This is a genomic window from Peptostreptococcus faecalis, assembly GCF_900240845.1.
GTDB lineage: Bacteria > Bacillota > Clostridia > Peptostreptococcales > Peptostreptococcaceae > Peptostreptococcus > Peptostreptococcus faecalis.
On sequence record NZ_OERU01000007.1, the window covers coordinates 17134 to 38846 of the forward strand.

Annotated in this window: 18 protein-coding genes and 2 pseudogenes; 18 read left to right on the forward strand and 2 right to left on the reverse strand. The window is 42.5% G+C overall.

Annotation, left to right across the window (positions count from 1 at the left end; all coding sequences use genetic code 11):
• Positions 1 to 403: 403 nt before the first annotated feature.
• Positions 404 to 1117, reverse strand: coding sequence for a hypothetical protein (locus tag C0982_RS08455; RefSeq protein WP_101773791.1), 714 nt, complete (start codon positions 1115 to 1117; stop codon positions 404 to 406).
• 830 nt (positions 1118 to 1947) lie between these two features.
• Between C0982_RS08455 and C0982_RS08460 the strand changes: the two genes are divergently transcribed.
• From C0982_RS08460 to C0982_RS08525, 15 genes and pseudogenes are all read left to right on the forward strand, one after another.
• On the forward strand, positions 1948 to 2148 hold the full coding sequence (locus C0982_RS08460; protein ID WP_101773792.1) for a cell wall-binding repeat-containing protein: 201 nt from the start codon (positions 1948 to 1950) through the stop codon (positions 2146 to 2148).
• 232 nt (positions 2149 to 2380) lie between these two features.
• Positions 2381 to 3361 (forward strand): cell wall-binding repeat-containing protein, encoded by a 981-nt coding sequence (locus tag C0982_RS08465; RefSeq protein ID WP_101773793.1) that lies wholly within the window; start codon positions 2381 to 2383, stop codon positions 3359 to 3361.
• A 238-nt stretch (positions 3362 to 3599) separates the two neighbouring features.
• On the forward strand, positions 3600 to 4475 hold the full coding sequence (locus C0982_RS08470) for a DUF6017 domain-containing protein (protein ID WP_101773794.1): 876 nt from the start codon (positions 3600 to 3602) through the stop codon (positions 4473 to 4475).
• Positions 4476 to 4477: 2 nt separating this feature from the next.
• Entirely contained in the window at positions 4478 to 4954 is a 477-nt protein-coding gene (locus C0982_RS08475) for a PcfB family protein (protein ID WP_101773795.1), read from the forward strand.
• Between the two features lie 161 nt (positions 4955 to 5115).
• Positions 5116 to 6735, forward strand: a pseudogene (locus C0982_RS08480) (VirD4-like conjugal transfer protein, CD1115 family); the annotation flags it as partial.
• 13 nt (positions 6736 to 6748) lie between these two features.
• A complete protein-coding gene (locus C0982_RS08485; protein ID WP_006773673.1) occupies positions 6749 to 6964 on the forward strand; it encodes a Maff2 family mobile element protein in 216 nt (71 codons plus the stop codon).
• Positions 6965 to 6978: 14 nt separating this feature from the next.
• On the forward strand, positions 6979 to 7848 hold the full coding sequence (locus C0982_RS08490) for a VirB6/TrbL-like conjugal transfer protein, CD1112 family (RefSeq protein WP_101773797.1): 870 nt from the start codon (positions 6979 to 6981) through the stop codon (positions 7846 to 7848).
• A 15-nt stretch (positions 7849 to 7863) separates the two neighbouring features.
• Positions 7864 to 8256 (forward strand): PrgI family protein, encoded by a 393-nt coding sequence (locus C0982_RS08495; RefSeq protein ID WP_101773798.1) that lies wholly within the window; start codon positions 7864 to 7866, stop codon positions 8254 to 8256.
• Complete coding sequence (locus C0982_RS08500) at positions 8213 to 10594, forward strand: VirB4-like conjugal transfer ATPase, CD1110 family (protein WP_101773799.1); 2382 nt, start codon at positions 8213 to 8215, stop codon at positions 10592 to 10594. The genes C0982_RS08495 and C0982_RS08500 overlap by 44 nt, the downstream gene beginning before the upstream one ends.
• 63 nt (positions 10595 to 10657) lie before the next feature.
• A complete protein-coding gene (locus C0982_RS08505; protein WP_101773800.1) occupies positions 10658 to 11413 on the forward strand; it encodes a PD-(D/E)XK nuclease domain-containing protein in 756 nt (251 codons plus the stop codon).
• A gap of 25 nt (positions 11414 to 11438) precedes the next feature.
• Positions 11439 to 11939: pseudogene (locus tag C0982_RS10905) on the forward strand (DNA cytosine methyltransferase); the annotation flags it as partial.
• Positions 11940 to 12302: 363 nt separating this feature from the next.
• A complete protein-coding gene (locus tag C0982_RS10910) occupies positions 12303 to 12509 on the forward strand; it encodes a hypothetical protein (RefSeq protein WP_330399825.1) in 207 nt (68 codons plus the stop codon).
• Positions 12496 to 14382 (forward strand): CHAP domain-containing protein, encoded by a 1887-nt coding sequence (locus tag C0982_RS08515; protein ID WP_101773802.1) that lies wholly within the window; start codon positions 12496 to 12498, stop codon positions 14380 to 14382. Before C0982_RS10910 ends, C0982_RS08515 begins: the two co-directional genes overlap by 14 nt.
• Positions 14383 to 14412: 30 nt before the next feature.
• Entirely contained in the window at positions 14413 to 14673 is a 261-nt protein-coding gene (locus C0982_RS08520) for a DUF4315 family protein (RefSeq protein WP_101773803.1), read from the forward strand.
• Positions 14660 to 15367, forward strand: coding sequence for a DUF4366 domain-containing protein (locus C0982_RS08525; protein WP_101773804.1), 708 nt, complete (start codon positions 14660 to 14662; stop codon positions 15365 to 15367). Before C0982_RS08520 ends, C0982_RS08525 begins: the two co-directional genes overlap by 14 nt.
• Positions 15368 to 15414: 47 nt before the next feature.
• On the opposite strand, the gene C0982_RS08530 is transcribed toward C0982_RS08525, so the two are convergent.
• The gene (locus C0982_RS08530; RefSeq protein WP_101773805.1) at positions 15415 to 16083 is read right to left on the reverse strand and encodes a topoisomerase DNA-binding C4 zinc finger domain-containing protein; all 669 of its coding nucleotides are present in this window, start codon (positions 16081 to 16083) and stop codon (positions 15415 to 15417) included.
• 114 nt (positions 16084 to 16197) lie between these two features.
• Here C0982_RS08530 and C0982_RS08535 point away from each other — a divergent pair, with 114 nt between their 5' ends.
• From C0982_RS08535 to C0982_RS08550, 3 genes are all read left to right on the forward strand, one after another.
• A complete protein-coding gene (locus tag C0982_RS08535; RefSeq protein ID WP_101773806.1) occupies positions 16198 to 18288 on the forward strand; it encodes a type IA DNA topoisomerase in 2091 nt (696 codons plus the stop codon).
• Positions 18288 to 19715 (forward strand): antirestriction protein ArdA, encoded by a 1428-nt coding sequence (locus tag C0982_RS10955; RefSeq protein WP_101773807.1) that lies wholly within the window; start codon positions 18288 to 18290, stop codon positions 19713 to 19715. The genes C0982_RS08535 and C0982_RS10955 overlap by 1 nt, the downstream gene beginning before the upstream one ends.
• 450 nt (positions 19716 to 20165) lie before the next feature.
• Positions 20166 to 21677: a DUF3800 domain-containing protein gene (locus C0982_RS08550; RefSeq protein WP_101773809.1), complete on the forward strand. Its 1512-nt coding sequence runs from the start codon at positions 20166 to 20168 to the stop codon at positions 21675 to 21677.
• The last annotated feature ends 36 nt before the right edge of the window (positions 21678 to 21713 follow it).

Genomic DNA, 21713 nt, shown 5'->3' on the forward strand with positions numbered 1-21713 from the left:
TAAATTTAAAAAATATCAAGTAAAAGTGTCTTAATTTCACGCTATCATAAGATTTTAAAAATGTCAACATAAAAATAGAGAAAATTTAGAAAATTCAATAAAAAGATATAATAAATTAATTTATTTTAAGTGTAGTAAATAATAATAATTAGTATGCATGAAAAATAAGAAAATTTATATTTAAATTTATAAAATAGCTAAAATTATAGACATAACCTTAGTAAACAAAAATAAAGCAAACTTAAACATATTAAATCTGCTCTACTCAATTTTAATAACGCTTATTTTTCAATTGTTTCACTTAACTATTCCATAAATACTGTTTTTGGAAATAGTTAGTTATTCGCTAAATAATTCAATAGTACTTTTGTGTTATTTATATTCTTGTGCCATTATATTATTCTTATAACAAGGGGATACCCATAATACTTCTGAACTGTGCCGAGTCGGAATAGTTATCATAAGATTCATGAAAGTAAGTATATAATTTAGTTGGTTTTTTTATAAACTTCATTTCGTTAGATTTAGCACTATTAATAACAAGATCAGCTGAAATAAAAGTTCCATATAAAATCGTTAAAAAAACAATTTCATCTGATTGGGCTGGAATATAATCGATCTTAAGCTCTTCAGAAAATATTTTGTATTTCACTATGTTACAATCCTCAGCACTTATACTTAAAGGGTCTAAATTTTTATCCCAGAGAGTTCTTTTGATTATAAAATCAATATTAATAACTATGTCTGTAGCAGGAAAATCTCCAGTATTTGATATTTTTAAATAGAGGGATTTAGAATTATGATTTTCATAGGGAAATCTCTTATGATCAATATCATTATTGCGAATTTTGACATTTAAAAGTTTTATTCTATCAGAAAATATACCATTACTATGATCAAATGTCTTACTTAAATTACTCTTAAAATCATATTCCTTTATATTTGTTGAAAAACCTAATTTTGGGTTGCTTTCTTTTTTATTTAATTTATAAACTAAAAAAACAAAATAGATATTTACAATGCTTAAAATCAGTTCAATGATATTTTTAATAGAAATGAAGGTATTGTGAGGTTCTTCTTTTAATAATTGGATAATAATAGTTTCATAAAAAAACAATAAATATTCCTCCCTTTTTGATAATCATAAGTAAATTATACCATAATTTAAAAAAATAACTGAATAGTGTATAATTACATGATATTAAAAAAATAGTAAATAGATACAATTTTGAGCATGACAGAATAGAAATAATATAACATTATAGAAAACTATGATACTTTATAATACACTAACAATACACTTCTGTATGTGGAATACTTGAAAACACAATAAGTTCATATATCAAAGAGATGGTATTTCTTATATATACACACTAAAAAAAACCCAGTTTCCATGTGGAAATTGGGTTTTTTTAGTGTGTATAGAAGTTGATAAATTGTGTGAAAATGTGAATAGATACAAGTTTTTTATTGACAATTTTTAAATATGATACTTACAATAGGTCGGAAGAGAGGTATTTGGTTTATATAGATCTGTTTTTTGCTATGAAAAATAGTAAAATAAACTAGGTGTATTAAAAAATATTTTTTTGCATACACGGGTATATATGAAAGGTAACATAGAGTAAGTATGTGAAAATGACTATAAGTACTTAGATATATTAAAAACTGTTGAAATATTAAATTAAAAGAAGACTTTTTAAGCGAGATATATTGATATAACATGAGAGCCAATAAGGTTCTTTTTTGTTGCAACAAAAAAGAGTTATAGAGCATTAAAAAAATTTACAATTAAATAACAAAAGTTTACTTATTAATATATAATCAGTGACAATTCGACAGTTAGCGATATGAAGATTATAAGAATATTAAGAAAGATAAATTCATTATATCTAATACAGATCGATTGCTAATAAAAGAAAAGATAAAATCGAATATAGATAAAAAATGCAAGAGGTAACTTTAAGTAAAATAGCAATAATAGAAGTAATATTAGCTGGCTTAACTCCTAAAAATAAATTAGATCCTTCTGTTAAAAAATATATTGAAAAGAGCGGAATAGAAAAAGTCATTATTGTGGGAGGAGAAAATTCAATATCAAAATCAATAGAAAAAGAAATTGAAGAATTGTCTATTCCTATGGGATAGAGGAGCAAGAAGCATCTACAAATGTAGGTGCTTTTTTAGTAGATATAAATAAGTTCTAGATAGGTATTTTAAATACATACTTCTACTTTTAAAAGATGAAACAAATATAATATATTTATTACAATTTTTCTGCTAAAAAATAAATTACTACAAAACATTAACATAAAGCTGTTTTTCTAAATTAATATGATACACTAAAATTAATAATATATTAATAAAGGGGGGCATACAAATGAAAAAAATCATATCATTATGTCTAGGTTCTATGGTATTAGCTTCAAGTATTTCTATTTCTAGCGCAGATAGTTTAAATGTATCAAGAATAGCAGGGGAAAGCAGATACGATACTTCTCTATACGTGAGCAAGAATAATTTTGAAAGTTCAGATTATTTGTTTGTAGCAAGTGGAGAAGTCTATTCAGATGCTTTAATTGGAGGCAGTTTGACGTCACAGACTAAAAGTCCAGTAATTTTAGTGAAAAAAAATAATCTTGAACAACTTGTTACTGAGGAAGCTAAGAGATTATCTCCTAAAGAAATATATGTTCTAGGTGGTAAAAATACCATATCAGACGATGTTTTAAATAGAATTAAAAATGATACCAAGATTAAAACACAAAGAATTGCAGGACATGATAGGATAGGAACTGCAAATGAGGTAAATGAGCTAAGAAAAAAATTATATAAAGACAAATTATCAAGTAATAGTGAAATAACTCCAATATATGTAAATGGTTATAATTTTTATGATTCATTATATTCAGCGCCATATGTGGGAATAAATGAACCAATAAATAATAACTTATTAAGTATCTACTTAAGTAGACCGACTATTGAGGCTGGAGAGCATAAAATTGTATGGGGAGATATAAATATCAAAGATGGTTTTTATCCAAACGAATTTACAACTAAAATTGATGGAAAAAACAGATATGAAACGTCTACTATAATTGCAGGATATTATAAAGAAAATCTTAATATAGATGTTGATACTATAATAATTACAAGTGGTGAAGATTATCCAGATGGGTTAAGTGCATCTTCCTTAACAGGTATTTATAAAGCTCCAATTATACTAACCCCTAAAAAGTACTTAGACGAATCTGTAGTAGAATATATAAAATCAAATACAAATATTAAAAATGTAATAATAGTTGGCGGAGAGAATTCAATATCTAAAGGAGTAGAAGAAGAACTAAAAAATTTAAAATAACTAATAAAAAAAGCACTTACAAATGCTGTGTTGAGATAAGAAAACAAAGAGAAACCCAGTAAAATCAATGTTTTTAAGGCAACAGGCAAGCGGAAACGGTAAAAAAACTAAATATTGAATGAGAAAAGGGATACTATGCGAGTAGTGTCCCTTTCTCGTTGCCTTGTTGCACCATAGATTTCTTTGAAAAGTCTATGGTGTTTTTTTATGCCCATTTTTAGGAAAGGAGGAAAACTTTATGGCAGTATTCCGAATAGAGAAAACAAAAGACTACACCGTCATGGCAAATCACCATTTGCGTAACACAGCGCTCTCGCTGAAAGCAAAAGGCTTGCTCTCGCTCATGTTGTCTTTGCCGGAGGATTGGGACTACACCACCAGAGGCCTTGCAAAAATCTGCAAGGATGGCGTGGATAGTATATGTTCCGCAGTGAGTGAGCTGGAGCAGCACGGCTATGTGATCCGCGAGCGTACCCGAAACCCCAAAGGACAGCTTACGGATATTCAGTACACGATTTTGGAGCAACCAAAACCGCCATCACCTGAGCGGGAAAAACCTAAACAGGAAAATCCAGTCTTGGATAATCCAATCTTGGGAAAACCTGAACAGGAAAACCCCGCACAATTAAATACTAAAGAATTAAATACTCAAAAATCTATTATACAAGAATCAAATCCTATCCAATCAAATCCTTTGGAGGACGAGCCGCAAGCGGCGGATGGGATGGGAATGGATCAGAGGTCAGCCAGAGAAATATATCGAGAAATCATTTTAGACAATCTGGAATATGACCTGCTCATTCAAAATCCAAGGTTTGACCGTAAACGCCTTGATGAACTGGTGGAACTGATTGTAGATACTGTTTGTTCTGCAAGACAAAACATCCGTATTGCCGGGGATGATTTCCCTGCGGAAGTGGTAAAGTCTCGCCTTATGAAATTGGACAGCTCTCACATTGAGTATGTGCTTGACAGTATGCAGGCAAATACCACCTATGTCCGCAATATCAAAAAATATCTGTTGGCAGCGTTGTTCAATGCGCCATCAACGATTGACAGCTACTATACCGCCTTCGTAAATCATGACCTGTATGGTGGCGGCGAAAGGAGGTAATTATGCAGGAAGAAATCACACAGAAAACCTTGGCACTCTCTATCAAAACAACTAAGCTGACGGCGGTTGCTCTGCAAAAGGCACTCAAAATGCTGTTGCGTGCTGGTAAAAACAAACTCCATCAGCCGACCAAAGGTAAGCAATCCCTCAAAAGCCTTATGAAGCAAAACACCGCTGTTTCCAATATCGAGATCACCAACGACAATATCAAGGCTTTTGGGAGCACAGCAAAAAAGTATGGAATTGACTTTTCGCTGAAAAAGGATAGTAGTACCGTTCCCCCACGATACCTTGTGTTCTTCAAGGGGCGTGACGCAGATGTTATGACGGCTGCCTTCAAGGAGTTCTCCGCCAAGAACCTTGATATTGAGAAAAAGCCGTCCATTCGCAAGCTAATCTCCCAGATGAAAGATTTGGCGAAGTCGAAAGGCAAAGTCCTCAATCGGGAGAAACACAAGGATCGAGGTGCAGAGCTATGAGGGAAATAAACTACAAGAAACTCATCTTACCCAATCTGCCCTATCTGCTCTTTGTTTGGCTGTTCGATAAAGTCTCGCAGGCGGTACGGCTTGCACCAGGAGCCGATCTGTCCGCAAAGATACTGAACCTTGGCAGCGGCTTTTCCTCTGCCTTTCAAAACTTTGCACCCAGCTTACACCTTACGGATATTCTTGTGGGGATAATTGGTGCAGTGGTGATCCGATTGGTGGTGTACTTCAAGGGAAAGAATGCCAAGAAGTACCGTAAAGGCATGGAATATGGCTCTGCTCGTTGGGGCACAGCGGAGGATATGAAACCCTACATAGACCCTGTGTTTGAAAATAACGCACTGCTCACCCAAACGGAACGGCTCACCATGAGCAGCCGTCCAAAGCAACTGAAGTACGCCCGAAACAAGAACATTCTTGTAATTGGCGGCAGCGGTTCCGGAAAGACACGATTTTTCGCAAAGCCAAACCTCATGCAAATGCACTCATCCTATGTCGTCACTGACCCCAAAGGCACAGTGCTTGTGGAATGTGGCAAAATGCTTGTGCATGGCGGCTATCGTATCAAGGTTCTCAACACCATCAACTTCAAGAAGTCCATGCACTACAATCCATTCTCCTACATCCGCAATGAAAAGGATATTTTGAAGCTCACCAATACCATCATTGCCAACACCAAAGGCGACGGCGAAAAAAGCGGTGAAGATTTTTGGGTGAAAGCAGAACGGCTTTTGTATTGCGCCCTGATCGGATATATCTGGTATGAGGCACCGGAGGAGGAAAAGAACTTCATCACGCTGCTGGAGATGATAAATGCAAGTGAAGCCCGTGAGGATGACGAGGAATATGAAAGCCCTGTTGATCTCATGTTCACTCGCTTGGAGGAAAAAGAACCGGAGCATTTTGCTGTGAAGCAGTATAAGAAATACAAGCTGGCGGCGGGCAAAACAGCGAAGTCCATCTTGATTAGCTGCGGTGCCCGATTAGCCCCGTTCGATATTAAGGAGCTGCGCGATCTGCTCGAGTATGACGAGCTGGAGCTTGATACACTCGGTGACAGAAGGACAGCTTTATTCCTCATTATGAGTGACACGGATACCACATTTAACTTTGTGATTGCCATGCTCCAAAGCCAGCTATTCAATCTGCTCTGCGATAAGGCGGATGATGAATACGGCGGCAGGTTGCCTGTTCATGTTCGGTGCATTTTAGACGAGTTTGCCAACATTGGGCAGATACCCAATTTCGATAAATTGATTGCGACCATCAGAAGCCGTGAAATATCGGCTTCTATTATTTTGCAGTCGCAAAGCCAGTTAAAGGCCATTTACAAGGATAACGCAGATACCATTGTGGGCAACTGCGATACCACCTTGTTTTTGGGAGGCAAGGAGAAATCCACGCTGAAAGAAATCTCGGAGCTTTTGGGGAAAGAAACCATAGACAGTTTCAATACCTCAGAGAACCGGGGTACGCAGGTTTCTCACGGTCTCACATATAGCAAACTTGGAAAGGAGTTGATGAGCCAGGACGAAATAGCAGTCATGGACGGAGGCAAGTGTATTTTACAGGTGCGAGGTGTCAGACCGTTTTTTAGTGATAAATACGACATCACCAAACACCCCAATTACAAATACCTTGCCGACGCCGACAAGAAAAACATCTTTGATGTAGAACGGTACATGAAAAGAAAACCGGCGATTGTAAAACCGGATGAACTCTTTGATTTGTACGAACTGAACATAGACGATGAAAACATAAACGAAAATTAGGAGGAAAAACTTTATGGCATTTTTCAATTCAGCAGTAGGTGTTTTGCAGACTTTGGTAATCGCTTTGGGCGCAGGTCTTGGTATTTGGGGCGTTATCAACCTCTTGGAGGGTTATGGTAACGATAACCCCGGCGCGAAATCTCAGGGCATGAAACAGCTCATGGCGGGCGGCGGTGTCGCCCTGATCGGTGCAACTCTCGTTCCTTTGCTTTCCGGCCTGTTCGGTTAATGGAGGTATAACTTATGCAAAGCATACTCGACAAACTCGGCGAGTGGCTAAAGGCCATGCTCGTTGACGGCATTACCGGTAACTTGTCGGGGATGTTTGACACGGTGAATACCAAAGTGGGCGAAATCGCAGGTGAGGTTGGAGCAACGCCGCTGGCATGGAACAGCGGCGTGTTCAACCTTATTCGCAATTTGTCTGAAACGGTCATTATCCCCATAGCCGGTATCATTTTAACTTTTGTCATGTGCTATGAACTGATCCAGATTATCATTGAGAAAAATAATCTGCATGACATAGACACTTGGATCTTCTTCAAGTGGATTTTCAAAACCTTTGTTGCGGTACTGCTTGTCACCAACACATGGAATATCGTAATGGGCGTGTTTGACGTGGCGCAGCATGTGGTAAGTCAAAGCGCAGGTGTCATTATCTCTAACACCAATATTGACCTTGCCACGGCTATCCCCGATATGGAGGCACAATTAAACGCAATGGAGTTAGGGCCGCTGCTTGGCCTGTGGTTTCAAAGTATGATCGTGGGGCTTACCATGAATGCCCTGTCAATCTGTATCTTCCTTGTGATCTACGGACGTATGATTGAAATATATCTCGTCACTTCCATTGGACCGATCCCTTTTGCCACCATGGGCAACCGTGAATGGTCCTCTACTGGACAAAACTACTTAAAGTCTTTGCTTGCCCTCGGCTTCCAAGCCTTTCTCATTATGATCTGTGTGGGTATCTATGCGATCCTGATCCAAAACATCAGTTCCGCAACCGATATATCCGCGGCGATCTGGGGCTGCATGGGCTATACCGTACTTCTTTGCTTCACGCTCTTTAAGACGGGCAGCATGGCAAAGAGTATATTCGGCGCACATTAAACCAGGAGGTGAACTATGGCGTATGTAACTGTACCAAAAGACTTATCCAATGTGAAAACCAAAGTCTTTCTCAACTTAACCAAACGGCAGATTTGCTGCTTTGCCCCTGCGGTGCTGATTGGAGTACCGCTTTTCTTTTTGCTCAAAGAATACAACACAAGCATGGCGGCACTTTGCATGATCCTTGTTATGCTGCCGTTCTTTCTGCTTGCCATGTATGAGCGAAACGGGCAGCCGCTTGAAGTCATTGCAAGGCAGATGATTGAAAGCAAATTCTTACGGCCACGAGAGCGACCGTATCAGACCAACAATTTCTATTCCGCTCTCGAAAATCAATCCAAACTGGAAAAGGAGGTAAGACAGATTGTCAAATACGGAACAAAAACGAAAACTGACCGCAAAAGATAAAAAGGCGATCAACAGCACGATCCAAAAGGCAAAGGGCGACGGCAAACCCCACTCTGCACAACAGAGTATCCCCTTTGAAATCATGTATCCTGACGGTATCTGCAAGCTGGATGAAAAACACTATTCCAAAAGCATTGCCTTTGAAGATATTAACTATCAGCTTGCCCAACCGGACGATAAGACGGCTACCTTTGAAAACCTCTGCGACTTCTACAATTACTTTGACGCTTCGGTTGGGGTGCAGCTTTCTCTGATTAGCAGTTCCACCAACAAAGAGGATTTTGAACAGAGTATCGTAATCAGCGAGCAAGGCGATGACTTTGACAGTATCCGCACCGAGTATTCGGGTATGTTGCAAAATCAGCTTGCCAGAGGTAACAACGGCCTTGTGAAATCCAAGTATCTCACCCTCACCATTGAGGCCGATAACCTAAAAGCTGCACGGGCAAGGCTTTCCCGCATTGAGGCGGATGTACTCAATCATTTCAAGGTGATTGGCGCACCGGCAAAACCACTTGATGGCAAACACAGGCTGGAAACGCTCCATGGGATATTCCATCCCGACAGTGAGCGTTTTTCTTTTGCCTGGGACTGGCTACCGAAAAGCGGCCTTTCCGTGAAAGATTACATTGCTCCGTCCTCGTTTCGCTTTGGGGACAACCGAATGTTTCGCATGGGTAAGAAGTTAGGGGCGGTATCGTTCTTGCAAATTCTCGCCCCTGAACTCAATGACCGTATGTTAGCCGATTTTATGGAGGCACAGGATGGCTTGATGGTAAATCTGCATATCCGCAGTATCGACCATAGCGAGGCCATCAAAACCATCAAACGTAAAATCACCGACTTGGACGCAATGAAGATTGCTGAACAGAAAAAGGCGGTTCGCAGTGGCTACGACATGGATATTATCCCCTCTGACCTTGCCACCTATGGCGGTGAGGCAAAAAACCTATTGCGTGATTTGCAGAGCCGCAACGAGCGAATGTTCCTCATCACTTTCCTTGTGGTGAACTTTGCCGACACCAAACAGAAACTTGAAAACAATGTGTTTCAATCAGCAGGTGTGGCGCAGAAATACAACTGCACGCTCACAAGGCTGGACTACCAACAGGAACAGGGCTTTATGTCCTCTATCCCATTGGGCGTCAATCAAATCAAGATAAAGCGCAGCCTTACCACCAGCAGCACCGCCATCTTTGTGCCGTTCACCACACAGGAATTGTTCCAGTCTGGCGAGGCACTTTACTATGGGCTGAACGCTCTTTCCAACAACATGATTATGGCAGACCGAAAACAGCTCAAAAATCCCAATGGCTTAATCCTTGGTACACCGGGCAGCGGTAAATCATTCTCTGCAAAACGTGAAATCGCCAATGCGTTCCTGATGACAAAGGATGATATTATCATCTGCGATCCCGAGGCGGAGTATTACCCCCTTGTGCAGCGTTTGCATGGGCAGGTAGTGAAAATCTCACCTACCAGCAAGCAGTTTGTCAACCCCATGGATATTAACCTCAACTACTCCGAGGACGACGGCCCCCTTGCGCTCAAAAGTGATTTTATCCTCTCCTTGTGTGAGCTGGTGGTCGGCGGCAAGGATGGTTTGCAGCCGATTGAGAAAACAGTAATTGACCGTGCCGTAACCAACGTGTACCGTGGATACCTCGCTGATCCAAGTCCCGATAAAATGCCAATCCTTGAAGATTTGTATGCGGAAATCAAGACACAACCGGAGGCGGAAGCACAGCGTATCGCTTCTGCACTAGAGCTGTATGTGACGGGCAGTCTCAATATCTTTAACCACCGTACCAACGTGGATATTCAAAACCGCCTTGTGTGCTTCGACATCAAGGAATTGGGCAAACAGCTTAAAAAGTTGGGTATGCTGATTATTCAAGATCAGGTGTGGGGCCGAGTGACTGCCAACCGCAGTGAGGGCCGTGCTACCCGTTACTACATTGATGAGTTTCACCTTTTGCTGAAAGAGGAACAGACCGCAAGCTATTCCGTGGAGATTTGGAAACGCTTTAGAAAATGGGGCGGCATTCCTACTGGCATTACGCAGAACGTGAAAGACTTGCTTTCCTCTCGTGAGGTGGAAAATATCTTTGAGAACTCCGACTTTGTATATATGCTCAATCAGGCAGCGGGTGATAGAGAAATTCTTGCAAAGCAACTCAATATCTCTCCACAGCAGCTTTCCTATGTGACCCACTCCGAGGCTGGCGAGGGGCTTATCTTCTATGGCAATGTGATCCTGCCTTTCGTGGATCGTTTCCCAACGGATACTGAACTGTACCGCATTATGACGACAAAACCGGAGGAAGTAGCATCATAAAGAAAACAACTATTTTTTGTTGGAAGTAGGTGGTATAATGTAAAACAATTAGGAGGTGGTCAAATGGCGAAAAATACATTAGACACAACAAGAGAGCTTAAGGTTCTACTCGCTCAGGTAAAAGGTTTTTGCGACACCATTGAAGATATATTACATAATAAAGATGCCGCAGAAATTGGGCGCTATTCATGTTTCAAAGATATGGCGCATATGTATAATGATTTTGCAGAACTGGCAAGGAAATTATTGCGTGTCCCCTCTATGTTTTATACCTTTGAAGTGGACAAAATGCCAGGGTGGGCGGATTCCACATGGCCTGCCCAAAAGAAAACGCTTGAGCAAGTCTGGGTAAGTGCAAAAATGCTGTATGCTAGCTTAGAGGGAAGCGTTGATTTCGCAGATGATGAATTTGACAATCTTGAAAACTTTATATTCTCTAGATTACGCACAGTAATGTTTGATAGACCACAAAAAGAGGTTGAGGTACAAAATGCAATCGAGTCTCTATTGCTGGGGCGAGGTTTAAGCAAAGGTACTGACTATGATCGAGAAACAGGAAAATTCGAATTTTCCGGCAAAGAATATATTCCTGATTTCATTATTCCGAAATTACAATTATGTATTGAAGTAAAATTGTTACGCGAGAATAGAAAGTCAAAAGTGATTGAAGAAATAAGTGCAGACATTACAGCCTATAGCAAACAATATGAGCGTCAACTGTTCGTTGTATATGATTTAGGGTTCATTCAAAACGAGGAGGAGTTCCGGCGAGATATTGAAAATGCTGGTGCCGTCAAAGTAATCATTGTAAAACATTAGAATAAAGCATTCTAACCCGCTTCAAATGAGGCGGGTTTTCTTATGCTCAAAATTAGGAGGTGACAATGAAATAGAAACAAAATTAACCCATTTAAGCCTGTTCTCTGGTATCGGAGGCCTTGACCTTGCGGCAGAGGCGGCAGGCTTTGAAACAATCTGCCAATGCGAATGGGCCGACTTTCCCTATTCCATTTTGGAAAAGCACTGGCCGAACGTACCAAAATTTAGAGATATTACAACACTAACAAAGGAGGCTTTTATTGAACAAACAGAACAAGACACCGTTACCGTTATCTCAGGCGGGTTTCCATGTCAGCCGTTCTCAACCGCAGGACAGCGAAAAGGTTTTGCGGATGAACGCTACTTGTGGCCTGAAATGTGCAGAGTTATTACAGAACTTAGCCCCCGCTTCGTGCTTGGGGAAAATGTTGCTGGCTTCATCAATATGGGGCTCGACAAAACGATTTTTGACTTGGCAAAAGCAGGATACGCTGTTTTGCCATTCGTATTTCCGGCTTGTGCCGTCGGTGCGTGGCATGAGCGCCAACGAACTTTTATCGTCGCGGTTGATGTTTCCTACGCCCCTTGCCTCCGACAAAAACACAGGCAAGGATGTCAAAAGCCTGGATGTGTACCTGTCGGAGAATGGAATATTCCGCAAGCGAAACAAAAACGGCTCGATCTGGAGCCTGCCACTGTCAGCGGCGGTGTTCTACTTAACGCCGATGGCATCGGACGGATACCGCAGCACGCTAAAACCGGAGTCCATGAAAAAAGGAGAGGAACACTCGAACCTTGCCACGCAGATCATCTTCAAGGAGAACCCGATTTCGGATACAGCAGCCTTGAACCCCGACTGGGTGGAATGGCTGATGGGCTTCCCGCAGGGATGGACGGCGTAAAGCTATGGGAAACCGAACCGGCAGACATTCCCCGCATTACTGAAAATGTGAAAGGCCGTTCTTTACGGCTGAAAACGTTAGGCAATGCCGTGTGCCCGCCACAGGCATATCCAATCTTTCGCTTTATGGCGGATATTCTGACAGGTAGGTGCCAGGAGCATTGCGTTTGGGAGGTGAACGATGAAGAAGTATAAGCCACGGGATAAAGTAACACAAAAAATGACGCAGGACGGCGCCACCGAGCAAAACCAATATACAGGCGAAAGCGAGAATATCAGCGGGCGGGAAAAGCAACAAAACTTTTCTCGCTCGTTGCATTTTTCAGAGGAGGAGCTTGCCAACCCTGATTTACAAAAGTATATCCGCAAGTCTGAAAAGGCAGCGGATAAGCTGGAGGCGGCACAAGAAAATATCCCCACCAAGAAAAAGCTCACACGCAAACGCACCTTTGATGAGGCGGCTGGGAAAGGCAAATCCAAACTCCATTTTGAGGAAGTGGAGAAGCCCATGCCCAAAAGTGGTAAGAAAAATCTTGCCTCCAAAGCCGCTGGCGGTGTCGGCAGCACGATCCATCAGAAAGTACACGGTAAGGTGTATGAGGTGGAAAAAGAAAACTCTGGAGTGGAGGCAGGCCATGGCGTGGAGCGTGCCGGTGAAAAGGTTCTCTCCACCAGTGGCCGAACCGCCAAGCGTGTGATCCGCCATCATCGGCTGAAACCCTACCGTGAGCTTGCGGCAGCGGAAAAGGCAGCAATGAAAGCTGACACCAACTTTCTCTACCGCAAGACACTTTCGGAAAATCCGAGCATTGCGGGCAATCCACTTTCCCGCTTTTGGCAAAAGCAACGGATTAAGCGCAACTATGCAAAGGATTTGAGAACTGCCCAAAAGACGGCACAGAAAACAGGTGGTGCCGTAAAGAAAACGGCTGAGGCCACCGAAAAGGCAACTGCCTTTGTCGCCAAGCATTGGAAAGGCGGCATTGCCATTGGCCTTGTTGCCATGCTCGTTATGAGCTTAATGGGTGGTGTAGCTTCCTGTTCCAATATGATGATCGGCGGTTTATCCACGGTTGCCGCATCTACTTATCCATCCGAAGAAACAGAAATGGCAGCTGTGGAGGCAACCTATGCCGGCAAAGAGCAATCCTTGCAATACAAGCTGGATCACTACGAGGAGCAAAACCCCGGCTATGATGAATATTGCTATCAGCTTGATGGTATTTACCACAATGCACATCAGCTCGCCGCTTATCTCTCTGCCAAGTATGAGGACTATACCCTCAGTGAAGTGCAGGCGGAGTTAGATCGGCTTTTTGGTTTGCAATACAAGCTGACGGAGAAAGTAACCACCGAAACACGCTATCGTACCGAAACCAGAACCGATACATGGACGGATGAGAATGGTGAAACCCATTCCGATACATACACCGTGCAGGTGCCCTACACCTACCGCATTATGACCGTTACCCTCAAAAACAACGGGTTAGCCTCTATCTTACCAAGCCAGCTTACACCACAGCAGTTAGAAATGTATCAAATCTACTGCGAAACCAGTGGCAATATGCCCCTGCTCTTTGGTGGTGGTTCACTTGATGGCAGCCCATCTACCGACCTAAGCGGTGTGCAGTTTGTAAACGGCACACGACCAGGCAACACGGCAATCGTGGAACTTGCGAAAAATCAAGTGGGCAATGTAGGCGGACAGCCCTATTGGAGCTGGTACGGTTTTAATGGCCGTGTGGAATGGTGTGCCTGTTTCGTATCATGGTGCCTCAACCAAGCGGGATATAGCGAACCGAAATTTGCCGCCTGTACCTCTCAGGGTGTGCCATGGTTTCGAGACCATGGACAATGGGCAAGCGGGAATTACACCGACCTTGCACCCGGCGACATCATTTTCTTTGATTGGGATGGCAGCGGCGACGCAGACCATGTAGGCATTGTGATCGGCAAGGACGACACCACCGTTTATACCGTAGAGGGCAACAGCGGTGACGCTTGCAAAATCCGCATTTATCCATTAACAAGCCAGTACATTTACGGCTATGGCCTGATGAACTGGTGAACACAACACAATTTGAAAGGAGTCTATTACATGACAGCGATTGAAAAAATGAGAAACGAGATTGAGAAAACAAAAGTCAAAATCTCTGAACAGCAGAAAAAGGTTCGTGATCTGGAGCAGAAAATTTCCGAGGAGGAAAACCTTGAAATTGTCCGTATGGTAAAAGCGGTCAAGCTGGAGCGTAGCGAACTTGCGGCGTTCTTGAAAGCCTATGCCAGCGGTGAAATTGCGCTACCTAAACCTTACACCACAGAAGAAACCACGGAGGATATTGAAGATGAAGAAAAATAAACTTATCCGCACCTGTACTGTATTGATGGCCACCCTCATGATGTTGGGTGGCTTTTCTGTTACCGCTTATGCCGGTGGTGGCGAAGAAACCACTTCCGAACCGGAGCCGACACCCGAAGTCACATCCTCCACACCCCTCACCCCAGAGGGTAACCTTACTCTTGTTGATGATATTGAGGGCGAGGCTGACGAGGATAAGCAGTTTATTACCGTTGTTTCTAAAAACGGCAATTACTTTTACATCATTGTTGACCGTGCGGCAGAGGGCGAAAACACCGTGCATTTTCTGAACCTTGTGGATGAGGCGGATTTGATGGCGCTTATGGAGGAGGGACAAAGTACCGCTCCTGTTGCCCCCTTGACCTGTACTTGTACGGATAAATGCGAGCATGGCGCAGTGAATATGAATTGTCCGACCTGTAAAACAGATACCAGCACTTGCACGGGCAAAGAGGCTGTTGTTCCTGAAGAACCGGAGCCTGAACAGAAAAGCGGCAGTCCTCTCGCTATCATCTTTGTGGTGCTAGTGCTTGCTGGCGGCGGAGCCTTTTACTACTTTAAGATTATGAAACCAAAGCAGGACAGCCACGGCGGCACTACGCTTGATGATCTGGATTTTGAAGATGATGAGTATGAGGACGAGGACACCGAACTGGAACTGTTTGAGGAGGATAGCGAGCAAGAGGACGAATAGGCAGGCATGAGAAAACCCGCCGTCAGTTTTGACGGCGGGTTAGTAAGTTAAAATTCATCTTGTGAATAGAGGCGCTTTATATCTGTCTTTAGCGGTGTCAAATCCGCAAGTTCAAACTTTTTAAACAGAAATTTTTCCATATCATGGTTATGCCATAGCTCTCCAATAATTTCATGAGGATCATCTACAACATAATTTCTTCCTTGTAGAGCCCCACAATGTTCGCATGCGTTAGCCATATACTTTGAATTTGTTGTTTTGCTATATCGCACTTGAATACTTGGAATTTCTTTGGAAAGGAGATCATCAATATAGCTTAAATCTCCCAACCCGACAGTTGGACCACCCATAGAAAACATTTCATCCAAATCTTCTAAGTCATAGCTAAGATAGTAAGAGTACACGGGTGTTGACTTCCCACATTTATAGCATACTTTTTCCCAGCGGTATATATTCAATCCATAAATCTCTATGTATTTTAAGACCAACTCTGGGAGGTTAATCGTTGATTTACAATTAGGATAACTTGAACATCCAGCAAACATCCCATGCTTTCCATCTCTAATTTTGTAAAATCCGTTGCACTTATCACACGGAATCCGTATTTGTGTAAAAGCTGAATTATGTGAATGTGTCTGTGGGATCGGAGCAACAATAGGCTGTTCCTCTCTCACTGTTTTTTCTGTTTTATTGAATAATCTACTGAATAAACCCATTTATGTATTCACCCTCCCAGCAGAATATAGCATCCGCTTAGCTCATTTGTTAAAACTATTTTTCTTGATTATACACTCAACCCTATATTTTCACAATAAAAAAGGAGGTATTTAATGCAACTAATTATCGCAGAAAAGCCCAGCGTGGCAATGTCAATCGCCTCTGCCTTGGGCGCAACCAACAAAAAAGACGGATACATCGAGGGTAACAATCTTCTTGTGTCTTGGTGTGTGGGGCATCTTGTTTCCTTTGCAGAGGCAAGTATCTACAACGAACAACACAAAAAATGGCGATATGAGGATTTGCCCATTCTGCCGCAAGAATGGCAATATGTCCTGTCACCGGGCAAAGAAACTCAATTCGCCATTCTGAAAAACCTGATGGAGCGTGCGGACGTGACCGAGCTTGTCAATGCCTGTGACGCTGGACGTGAGGGTGAGCTTATCTTTCGTCTGGTCGTAAATATGGCTGGCTGCCATAAGCCCATTTCTCGCCTTTGGATTTCCTCTATGGAGGACAGTGCCATCCGTGACGGCTTTGCGGAGCTGAAACCAGGAGCAGATTTTGAACCACTCTATGCCTCTGCACTCTGCCGTTCCAAAGCTGACTGGCTCATCGGGATCAATGCCACAAGGCTGTTCTCCGTTTTGTATCACAAAACCCTGAACGTGGGCCGTGTGCAGACACCAACCCTCGCCATGCTCTGTGAGCGTGAGCGCAAAATAACAGGCTTCCAAAAAGAAAAGTATCATCATGTGCGACTTGCCTTTGAGGAAACCGAGGCAATCAGCGAGAAGATCCCCACATTGGAAGAAGCACAAACCATGCAAACGGCTTGCCATCAAAGGCAGGCCGTTTGTGTTTCTCTGGAAAAAGAGCAAAAGACGGTAAAGCCGCCGAAACTCTTTGACCTTACCACTTTGCAGCGAGAGGCCAACCGAATTTTCGGGTATACAGCAAAACAGACCTTGGACTATGCCCAAAGCCTGTATGAGCGAAAGCTATTGACCTATCCGAGAACAGACAGCAAATATCTCACGGCGGATATGATGGAAACTGCCTCTTGCGTGGTACACATGGCGGCAAGCGTATCACCCTTTGAAAGCTGCTCCAACTTTTTCCCGGATGTTTCTCTTGTGGTTTCAGACAAGGATGTTTCCGACCATCACGCTATCATTCCCACCATGGAGCTTGAAAACAGCGACTTGGCGGCATTGCCTGTGGGCGAGCGAAATGTGTTGCTGCTGGTGTGTTGCAAATTGCTTTGTGCCGTGGCAGAGTCACATACCTTTGAGGCGGTGACGGCGGTGTTCACTTGTGGGGAGTACCACTTTACGGCCAAAGGCAAAAATCTGATCTGCGAGGGTTGGCGAGAAATTGACCGCTTATTCCGTGCCTCTTTGAAAAACAAGACAGAGGAAGATACCGAAACGGAAAGCACCATGCCCTCTGTTGTAGAGGGACAGACCTTTGAAAATGTATCTGCCTCTATTACCGAGCATTTCACCACACCACCAAAGCCCTATACCGAGGATACCTTACTTTCCGCTATGGAGAGCGCGGGCAAGGAGGACATGCCAGAGGACGCAGAGCGGAAAGGCTTAGGTACACCCGCCACCAGAGCTTCTATCATTGAAAAGCTGGTATCTTCCGGCTTTGCCGAGCGTAAAGGCAAAAGCCTGATCCCCACAAAGGACGGCAGTACCTTAATTGAGATTCTACCGGAGGTGTTGACCTCACCGCTCTTGACTGCTGAATGGGAAAATGCCCTGACGCAGATTGCCAAAGGTGCTGCCGACCCCGACAGCTTCATGCAGGATATTGAGCGCATGGCAAAGGGCTTATGCGTTACTTACTACTCTGCGGACAACGACAAAAAAGCGTTGTTTGAGCCTCAAAAGGAAAGCCTTGGTATCTGTCCTCGCTGTGGCGAGCCGGTGTACGAGGGCAAAAAGAACTTCTATTGCGGCAATCGTGGCTGTGGTTTCGTCCTTTGGAAAAATGACCGCTTTTGGACTTCCCGCAAAAAGGATCTGACAAAGAAGATGGTTTCGGATTTTCTCACCAAAGGCAAAACCAAAGTGAAAGGCCTGTATTCCGAAAAGAAAGATAAAACCTATGACGCAGTAATTGTTATGGAGGATACAGGCGGAAAGTACATCAACTTCAAAACCGAGTTTAACAAAGAGAAAGGAGCGCGCTAATGACCTTTAACGATAATCACGATTGCCCTTTTGAGGCATACATCACCAATTTGGGCAAATACAACGAGGGTGCCCTTGTGGGCGAATGGGTGAAATTCCCCACCACGCCCGAAACCTTGCAAGAGGTGTTTCAGCGGATCGGCATTGATGGCAAGCAATATGAGGAGTGGTTTACCACAGACTATGACTGCTATGTGGATGGCCTCTACGATGTGCTTGGCGAGTATGAGAGCCTTGATGAGCTGAACTATTTGGCGAGCAAGATTGAGGAAATGGACGATACCGAGTACAACGCTTTTACGGCAGCCATCGAAATGGGCGAACACCGTGGCAGCGTGCAAGAGTTGATTAACCTTGCTGACAACACAGAGAATTACGACTTCCTCCCCGAGGTAGAAAATCACCACGATTTGGGCTATTACTATGTGCATGAGGTGGGTGGCTATGATCTTGATAGTATGGGGCAGCTTGCGAACTACATTGACTATGAGGCCTTTGGCCGTGACATTGCCATGGAAGAAGTAAGCGAGTTTGTGAATGGTGGGTATGTTTACCACAACGGCAATTCGTTCACCGAAAATTATGATGGCACCCGTGAGGATATTCCATACGAGTACCGTGTCACGGTTTCTGCGGAGGAGGCCGCCTTTGCCATGGAGGACAGGCTGGATGCCTCTACTGACCTTGCTTTTGATCTGGACGAGTTTTTCAGAGGCTACCACCCCGAATACGACAGAGCCTTGCAAGACCCACAGGCTGCAAAGGAGGCACTTGCGGATAATCTGCTTTCCGGCGACACGGGTAAAATCCACATGACACTAGCGCTTTTGGAACAGGAACAGGGGCTTGCCAAAGAGGTTGCCCCTCTTGCGGAACGCCTCACCGCCTATGAGGATGAGTATGGGATCGATACCTATTCCATCTATCAGCTCAAGGACACCGAGGAAATGCGAGATTACCGCTTTGAGCCTTTGGATCGTCTGGAGCAACGTGGTCTTACTGTAAACCAGGAGAATTACAATCTTGTGTATGCAGGCAGCCTCACCGGAGCGGATAGCTTGGAGAGCCTATATCAAAAATTCAATTTAGATCACCCAGCGGATTTCAAGGGGCACTCCATGTCTGTATCTGATATTGTAGTGCTTCATCAAAATGGCGAGGACACCGCCCATTACTGTGATAGCTTTGGATTTACAGAAGTACCGCAGTTTCTTGAAAAAGAAAACTACCTGAAGAACGCAGAAATGGCTATGGAAGATGATTACGGCATGATTGACGGCATTGTGAATAACGGGCCACGCGCTGAAGAAAAGGAACAAGCGGCTGAAAAACCCTCTGTTCTTGGGCAGCTCTCTCAGGCGAAAAAAGAATGTGCAGAGCGAACGCCCAATGTCGCAGAGCCGAAAAAGGAAGTGCCTGAACGATGAGCCGAAGCAAGAAATGGAAAAAGGAATGGTGCTTCTTTTTTGGTGAGAACGGCAGGCGACAGTACAACAAGGTTTGTAGGCGCTGTGTGCATGACTGTAAGCAGAGTTTCCGAACCGATTTAATCGTCTGCCCAATGTACAGGAGCAAAGAGGCAAAAACACCCCCGAAAAGGGTTGAAAATGGGCAAAAATCTTCTCTGTATCATCCGTAAAAAGGATGGGTAATATCTTTTATCATCTTTCTCTGTTTGGTGAAAAACACGCTAAAAAAGGTGCGATTTGAACACTTTTATGGCATAGCAAAAGGGAGCGTATCCATTGGAGTAAATTCCAGTGGGTGCGCTCCCTTATTTTTATTTGCGCCATCAGCAAAGACTAAAACAGCGATATATGATATAATTTCAGTAGCAAACATATTACCACTATCCCTTTTGCAAGGAGGATATAATAATGACCGAAGAAGTTCATTTTTACTATGATGAGTCAGAACATAGCAGAAAAATCAATCATTCAACCGTTACTGCGGAAAACTATTATGATAATTTTGCAACTGTAATTGTTGGTTGGGATAAAACCGATGAAAAATCAATAGAAGAAAAATATCTTGATTTTGAAACTAAATATGCTGATCGAAAATCAAAGGGCGAACTTAAAAGCGAAACTCTCAAACCCAGACAATTAAAAGATGGGTTTGCGTCACTAAATAAAGGCAACATTAGATTTATAAGTGATTTGCTCGATTTATATAGCACGAATACTTACGTATACTTTTCTGTGGCAAGTAAAACGGAATTCATTGTCCATCAACTATTTAAAAATTATGAAAGTAATGTTTTTGTTAATATGGAGGCAATGAAGTATTCGATTATCAAAGCCATTGTAGTATATCAACCTCAAGACATTATCTGTGGATTATACGAAAACACTCAAGAACTAGTTGCTCTTTTAAGAAACTTTTTTGAAGAAAGAATTGTTGCAAATCAGGCAAATCCAGATTTAAAGCACCTTGAAAGTACCGCTTTTGAACAAATCTTAATATTACTGGATGATATTAACGAATGCTTTGATATTAATTGGAATTATAATATGGCATTTTGGGGGTTCAAAAAATATCTTTCTGAAAAAGGAATTATCGACTATACTTTGCTCTTAGATAAAGAAGGCAAGGAGGATGAAGATAGTAATACATTGCGTGCGGCTATTGGTGTTGGGTTGTCCAATGTTTCAGAAACAAATTCAAAGAACCATGTTGGCCTTAGAATGGCTGATATGCTGGCAGGTATAATAACAAAACTGTCAAAGAATCTACACGCTGCACTGATATATGAAAGCCCTGAAGCTGCACTAAAGAAAAAACTTTTAGGTGACGAGTGGTTTAATATTAGCGAGCAACAGCTTGAACTATATCGTAAAATGAAATTTGTTATAATCCAATTAAACATCTCGTGGTACAAATCCAACGCAGGAGTCTATTCAGACGACTTAATTGTTTTCATTGCTTTGTTGAATTACATAAGTAACTTCAATTCAATAGCCGAGTTTCACAAGAAAAGCAGCAACTTGCATGCGGAACATTTTAATGCCTTGTGTTGTGAAAATCTATCCGATTATTATAAAAGAATGCAATCAAAGCTGGATGTTGAACCCATTGCAAACAGCCAGGGGGATTATTTCTATAACCAGCGAGGGGCCAAAGTGTTCTTCGATAGTTCAAAGCAGCCATTGCTAACGTTTAAGGGTAAAAATCAAACCTTTGATGTTTTGTCCGTAGGGTTTACTAAGGACATGATCCCGCTTATAACCGTACAGACTGACAAAGAACCACTTTGTCTTAGGCTTCCTCCATCTTTATCGGAATGGGCTGTCACTTGTGTCGGCATGGCAAATAGTGGTATGTCGTTTTTCCCAACACAAGTTATGTTTAGCAGAGTTGGCAATGATTACTTTGCCGACATTTTATAGAAGCTCGTATTTGTTACATTAACAAAAGGGAGCGTA

Excerpts from the sequence above, each read along its gene's own strand:
- C0982_RS08515 (WP_101773802.1), top strand. The coding sequence starts at position 12,496 with ATGAAGAAGTATAAGCCACGGGATAAAGTAACACAAAAAATGACGCAG.
- C0982_RS08485 (WP_006773673.1), top strand. The coding sequence starts at position 6,749 with ATGGCATTTTTCAATTCAGCAGTAGGTGTTTTGCAGACTTTGGTAATC.
- C0982_RS08475 (WP_101773795.1), top strand. The coding sequence starts at position 4,478 with ATGCAGGAAGAAATCACACAGAAAACCTTGGCACTCTCTATCAAAACA.
- C0982_RS08520 (WP_101773803.1), top strand. The coding sequence starts at position 14,413 with ATGACAGCGATTGAAAAAATGAGAAACGAGATTGAGAAAACAAAAGTC.
- C0982_RS08505 (WP_101773800.1), top strand. The coding sequence starts at position 10,658 with ATGGCGAAAAATACATTAGACACAACAAGAGAGCTTAAGGTTCTACTC.
- C0982_RS08550 (WP_101773809.1), top strand. The coding sequence starts at position 20,166 with ATGACCGAAGAAGTTCATTTTTACTATGATGAGTCAGAACATAGCAGA.
- C0982_RS10910 (WP_330399825.1), top strand. The coding sequence starts at position 12,303 with ATGGACGGCGTAAAGCTATGGGAAACCGAACCGGCAGACATTCCCCGC.
- C0982_RS08525 (WP_101773804.1), top strand. The coding sequence starts at position 14,660 with ATGAAGAAAAATAAACTTATCCGCACCTGTACTGTATTGATGGCCACC.
- C0982_RS08495 (WP_101773798.1), top strand. The coding sequence starts at position 7,864 with ATGGCGTATGTAACTGTACCAAAAGACTTATCCAATGTGAAAACCAAA.
- C0982_RS08530 (WP_101773805.1), bottom strand. The coding sequence starts at position 16,083 with ATGGGTTTATTCAGTAGATTATTCAATAAAACAGAAAAAACAGTGAGA.
- C0982_RS08535 (WP_101773806.1), top strand. The coding sequence starts at position 16,198 with ATGCAACTAATTATCGCAGAAAAGCCCAGCGTGGCAATGTCAATCGCC.
- C0982_RS10955 (WP_101773807.1), top strand. The coding sequence starts at position 18,288 with ATGACCTTTAACGATAATCACGATTGCCCTTTTGAGGCATACATCACC.
- C0982_RS08490 (WP_101773797.1), top strand. The coding sequence starts at position 6,979 with ATGCAAAGCATACTCGACAAACTCGGCGAGTGGCTAAAGGCCATGCTC.
- C0982_RS08470 (WP_101773794.1), top strand. The coding sequence starts at position 3,600 with ATGGCAGTATTCCGAATAGAGAAAACAAAAGACTACACCGTCATGGCA.
- C0982_RS08465 (WP_101773793.1), top strand. The coding sequence starts at position 2,381 with ATGAAAAAAATCATATCATTATGTCTAGGTTCTATGGTATTAGCTTCA.
- C0982_RS08460 (WP_101773792.1), top strand. The coding sequence starts at position 1,948 with ATGCAAGAGGTAACTTTAAGTAAAATAGCAATAATAGAAGTAATATTA.